At 50.3% G+C, this 5,855-nt stretch carries 2 tRNA genes and 3 rRNA genes; all 5 read left to right on the top strand.

Features of this window, described 5'->3' with window-relative positions:
* Nucleotides 1-544 precede the first annotated feature (544 nt).
* Nucleotides 545-2,079, top strand: a 16S ribosomal RNA gene (locus PMI12_RS23880).
* A gap of 90 nt (nt 2,080-2,169) precedes the next feature.
* Nucleotides 2,170-2,246 (top strand) — tRNA-Ile (locus tag PMI12_RS23875).
* A 39-nt stretch (nt 2,247-2,285) separates the two neighbouring features.
* Nucleotides 2,286-2,361, top strand: a tRNA-Ala gene (locus PMI12_RS23870).
* Nucleotides 2,362-2,682: 321 nt separating this feature from the next.
* A 23S ribosomal RNA gene (locus PMI12_RS23865) occupies nt 2,683-5,558 on the top strand.
* 128 nt (nt 5,559-5,686) lie between these two features.
* A 5S ribosomal RNA gene (rrf, locus tag PMI12_RS23860) occupies nt 5,687-5,799 on the top strand.
* The 16S, 23S and 5S rRNA genes sit together here with 2 tRNA genes alongside, the layout of an rRNA operon.
* Nucleotides 5,800-5,855: the final 56 nt, after the last annotated feature.

The raw sequence follows: 5,855 nt of genomic DNA, 5'->3' as shown, positions 1-5,855 counted from the left end.
GTCCTCCCAGGAGTTCTGTTTGCGAGTCGGCAAAGAAAGTCTTCAAAAAGTTTGACTGGTCTTAAAAAACCGGTGCATAATCGAAGGCTTCGCTGAAACGGCTTCAGTGGTTTGCAATGAAAGTTGCGGGTTGCGATGAGGGGCTGGTTGAAAGCGAAAAGGGTTGAAAAAGTTTGGTGAGACTTCAAAAGTCGTGCTAGACTACAAGGCTCCGCTGAAACGGCTTCAGCAGCTTGCAACGAAGGTTGCGGGATGCGAATAAAGAAGATGTTGAAAGCGAAAAAAGTTTGACGATTCTTTAAAAATCGTGATAGACTACAAGGCTTCGCTGATCGCAGCAAAGCAAAACGAAGCAGACGAAAGTTGCTTCGGGGTTCGTTAAAAATTTACAGCCGATAAGCGTGGGCGTTTGAAGGTAATTGCGTAAGTTCTTCGGAACAAGTCGCAAGACTTAAAAACGCTCATGAGATAGAAGTGAAGTTCACTTTAATTCTTTTTTTATGAGTTTTGCTTGACCGCGAGGTCAGGCGCAAAAATCAAGATCGAACTATAGAGTTTGATCCTGGCTCAGATTGAACGCTGGCGGCATGCCTTACACATGCAAGTCGAACGGCAGCGCGGGAGCAATCCTGGCGGCGAGTGGCGAACGGGTGAGTAATACATCGGAACGTGCCCAATCGTGGGGGATAACGCAGCGAAAGCTGTGCTAATACCGCATACGATCTACGGATGAAAGCAGGGGATCGCAAGACCTTGCGCGAATGGAGCGGCCGATGGCAGATTAGGTAGTTGGTGAGGTAAAGGCTCACCAAGCCTTCGATCTGTAGCTGGTCTGAGAGGACGACCAGCCACACTGGGACTGAGACACGGCCCAGACTCCTACGGGAGGCAGCAGTGGGGAATTTTGGACAATGGGCGCAAGCCTGATCCAGCCATGCCGCGTGCAGGATGAAGGCCTTCGGGTTGTAAACTGCTTTTGTACGGAACGAAACGGCCTTTTCTAATAAAGAGGGCTAATGACGGTACCGTAAGAATAAGCACCGGCTAACTACGTGCCAGCAGCCGCGGTAATACGTAGGGTGCAAGCGTTAATCGGAATTACTGGGCGTAAAGCGTGCGCAGGCGGTTATGTAAGACAGTTGTGAAATCCCCGGGCTCAACCTGGGAACTGCATCTGTGACTGCATAGCTAGAGTACGGTAGAGGGGGATGGAATTCCGCGTGTAGCAGTGAAATGCGTAGATATGCGGAGGAACACCGATGGCGAAGGCAATCCCCTGGACCTGTACTGACGCTCATGCACGAAAGCGTGGGGAGCAAACAGGATTAGATACCCTGGTAGTCCACGCCCTAAACGATGTCAACTGGTTGTTGGGTCTTCACTGACTCAGTAACGAAGCTAACGCGTGAAGTTGACCGCCTGGGGAGTACGGCCGCAAGGTTGAAACTCAAAGGAATTGACGGGGACCCGCACAAGCGGTGGATGATGTGGTTTAATTCGATGCAACGCGAAAAACCTTACCCACCTTTGACATGTACGGAATTCGCCAGAGATGGCTTAGTGCTCGAAAGAGAACCGTAACACAGGTGCTGCATGGCTGTCGTCAGCTCGTGTCGTGAGATGTTGGGTTAAGTCCCGCAACGAGCGCAACCCTTGTCATTAGTTGCTACATTCAGTTGGGCACTCTAATGAGACTGCCGGTGACAAACCGGAGGAAGGTGGGGATGACGTCAAGTCCTCATGGCCCTTATAGGTGGGGCTACACACGTCATACAATGGCTGGTACAAAGGGTTGCCAACCCGCGAGGGGGAGCTAATCCCATAAAACCAGTCGTAGTCCGGATCGCAGTCTGCAACTCGACTGCGTGAAGTCGGAATCGCTAGTAATCGTGGATCAGAATGTCACGGTGAATACGTTCCCGGGTCTTGTACACACCGCCCGTCACACCATGGGAGCGGGTTCTGCCAGAAGTAGTTAGCTTAACCGCAAGGAGGGCGATTACCACGGCAGGGTTCGTGACTGGGGTGAAGTCGTAACAAGGTAGCCGTATCGGAAGGTGCGGCTGGATCACCTCCTTTCTGGAAACAAGCAATTTAATTTAAACGCCCACACTTATCGGTTGTTGGAAGAAGTCGGTTGTCTTCATTTTTTGAAGATGATTGGCGAATGGGTCTGTAGCTCAGCTGGTTAGAGCACCGTCTTGATAAGGCGGGGGTCGTTGGTTCGAGCCCAACTAGACCCACCAAATCTTCCTGTGACGCGTTTGGAACATTGAAGTGTTCACGGGGGATTAGCTCAGCTGGGAGAGCACCTGCTTTGCAAGCAGGGGGTCGTCGGTTCGATCCCGTCATCCTCCACCAATAACGATACTTAATTCAACACCAAAGCGGCTTCGTGTGAAAGCATGAGGCTTCTTTGTTGTTGATCAAGATCTCTTGATCAATCGGCTGTTCTTTAAAAATTCATAGAGTCGAATCAGCGCTGCTGATGGAAACTGCACATTCGTAAAGGTTTAGTGCAGACCGTGCCATCAGCAGCATAGAATTTTTGATTGCGTCAAAAGAAACTTCAATTTCGAGTCAAATCGAATTTTGAATGTAACGGCATAACGCGCCAGGTGAAAGACCTGGTAATTCCTTGAAACGATTTTGGATCTCTGCAAAGAGAGCTCAAAGTTATAGGGTCAAGTGAATAAGAGCACGTGGTGGATGCCTTGGCAATGATAGGCGACGAAGGACGTGATAGCCTGCGATAAGCTTCGGGGAGCTGGCAAATTAGCTTTGATCCGGAGATTTCCGAATGGGGAAACCCACCTGCAAAGGTATCGCATGATGAATACATAGTCATGCGAGGCGAACCGGGTGAACTGAAACATCTCAGTAGCTCGAGGAAAAGACATCAACCGAGATTCCGAAAGTAGTGGCGAGCGAAATCGGAGAAGCCTGTTAGTGATAGCACAAGACATAACGGAACAGCTTGGAAAGGCTGGCCATAGCGGGTGATAGCCCCGTACGTGAAATGACCTGTGTGGTACTGAGCTAACGACAAGTAGGGCGGGACACGAGAAATCCTGTCTGAATATGGGGGGACCATCCTCCAAGGCTAAATACTCATCATTGACCGATAGTGAACTAGTACCGTGAGGGAAAGGCGAAAAGAACCCCGGGAGGGGAGTGAAATAGATCCTGAAACCGCGTGCTTACAAAAAGTAGGAGCCTCGTAAGGGGTGACTGCGTACCTTTTGTATAATGGGTCAGCGACTTACATTCAGTGGCAAGGTTAACCGAATAGGGAAGCCGTAGAGAAATCGAGTCCGAATAGGGCGATCAGTCGCTGGGTGTAGACCCGAAACCAAGTGATCTATCCATGGCCAGGATGAAGGTGCCGTAACAGGTACTGGAGGTCCGAACCGACTAGTGTTGCAAAACTAGCGGATGAGCTGTGGATAGGGGTGAAAGGCTAAACAAACTTGGAAATAGCTGGTTCTCTCCGAAAACTATTTAGGTAGTGCCTCAAGTATTACCATCGGGGGTAGAGCACTGTTTTGGCTAGGGGGTCATGGCGACTTACCAAACCAAGGCAAACTCCGAATACCGATGAGTACAGCTTGGGAGACAGAGCACCGGGTGCTAACGTCCGGACTCAAGAGGGAAACAACCCAGACCGCCAGCTAAGGTCCCTAAAATTGGCTAAGTGGGAAACGAAGTGGGAAGGCTAAAACAGTCAGGATGTTGGCTTAGAAGCAGCCATCATTTAAAGAAAGCGTAATAGCTCACTGATCGAGTCGTCCTGCGCGGAAGATGTAACGGGGCTAAGCCAGTTACCGAAGCTGCGGATTTGCAATTTATTGCAAGTGGTAGGAGAGCGTTCTGTAAGCCTGTGAAGGTGCGTTGTAAAGCGTGCTGGAGGTATCAGAAGTGCGAATGCTGACATGAGTAGCGTTAAAGGGGGTGAAAAGCCCCCTCGCCGTAAGCGCAAGGTTTTCTACGCAACGTTCATCGGCGTAGAGTGAGTCGGCCCCTAAGGCGAGGCAGAGATGCGTAGCTGATGGGAAACAGGTCAATATTCCTGTACCGATTGTTAGTGCGATGTGGGGACGGATCTTAATAGGTCATCCAGTTATTGGATTATTCTGGTTTAGTTGGATGTAGGCGTGCATTAGGCAAATCCGGTGCACATATACCGAGGCCAACGATCGAGCGGACTTGTCCGTGAAGTGACTGAACGAGGTTCCAGGAAAAGCCACTAAGCTTCAGCTAACAACGACCGTACCGCAAACCGACACTGGTGCGCGAGATGAGTATTCTAAGGCGCTTGAGAGAACTCAGGAGAAGGAACTCGGCAAATTGACACCGTAACTTCGGAAGAAGGTGTGCCCTATTAGTGTGTAGTGAACAACGAAGCATGAATGGGTTGCAAAAAATCGGTGGCTGCGACTGTTTATTAAAAACACAGCACTCTGCAAACACGAAAGTGGACGTATAGGGTGTGACGCCTGCCCGGTGCTGGAAGATTAAATGATGGGGTGCAAGCTCTTGATTGAAGTCCCAGTAAACGGCGGCCGTAACTATAACGGTCCTAAGGTAGCGAAATTCCTTGTCGGGTAAGTTCCGACCTGCACGAATGGCGTAACGATGGCCACACTGTCTCCTCCTGAGACTCAGCGAAGTTGAAATGTTTGTGATGATGCAATCTCCCCGCGGAAAGACGGAAAGACCCCATGAACCTTTACTGTAGCTTTGTATTGGACTTTGAACAGATCTGTGTAGGATAGGTGGGAGGCTTTGAAGCAGGGTCGCTAGATCTTGTGGAGCCAACGTTGAAATACCACCCTGGTGTGTTTGAGGTTCTAACCTAGGTCCATTATCTGGATCGGGGACAGTGCATGGTAGGCAGTTTGACTGGGGCGGTCTCCTCCCAAAGCGTAACGGAGGAGTTCGAAGGTACGCTAGTTACGGTCGGACATCGTGACGATAGTGCAATGGCATAAGCGTGCTTAACTGCGAGACTGACAAGTCGAGCAGATGCGAAAGCAGGACATAGTGATCCGGTGGTTCTGTATGGAAGGGCCATCGCTCAACGGATAAAAGGTACTCTGGGGATAACAGGCTGATACCGCCCAAGAGTTCATATCGACGGCGGTGTTTGGCACCTCGATGTCGGCTCATCTCATCCTGGGGCTGTAGCCGGTCCCAAGGGTATGGCTGTTCGCCATTTAAAGAGGTACGTGAGCTGGGTTTAAAACGTCGTGAGACAGTTTGGTCCCTATCTTCCGTGGGCGCTGCAGATTTGAGGAAGCCTGCTCCTAGTACGAGAGGACCGGAGTGGACACACCTCTGGTGTATCGGTTGTCACGCCAGTGGCATTGCCGAGTAGCTAAGTGTGGAAGAGATAACCGCTGAAAGCATCTAAGCGGGAAACTCGTTTCAAGATGAGATCTGCCGGGGCCTTGAGCCCCCTGAAGAGTCGTTCAAGACCAGGACGTTGATAGGTCAGGTGTGGAAGCGCAGTAATGCGTTAAGCTAACTGATACTAATTGCTCGTGCGGCTTGACCCTATAACTTTGATCAATCCGATCAAGGTGTTATGCCAAGTTGACGCATTCAAAATAATTCGCCAAAAGCTGATTCCAAACTCTATGAATTCGTTCTCTTGATCATGTGATCAACAGAACAACCCTTTATGCCTGATGACCATAGCGAGTTGGTCCCACTCCTTCCCATCCCGAACAGGACAGTGAAACGACTCAGCGCCGATGATAGTGCGGGTTCCCGTGTGAAAGTAGGTCATCGTCAGGCTCTTACAGCCCAGAAAACCCCAGTCAGAAATCTGACTGGGGTTTTTTGCTTTGGGG

This window comes from Variovorax sp. CF313 (assembly GCF_000282635.1).
In the GTDB taxonomy this organism is placed as follows: domain Bacteria; phylum Pseudomonadota; class Gammaproteobacteria; order Burkholderiales; family Burkholderiaceae_C; genus Variovorax.
This window is presented reverse-complemented; position numbering and strand designations above follow the sequence as displayed.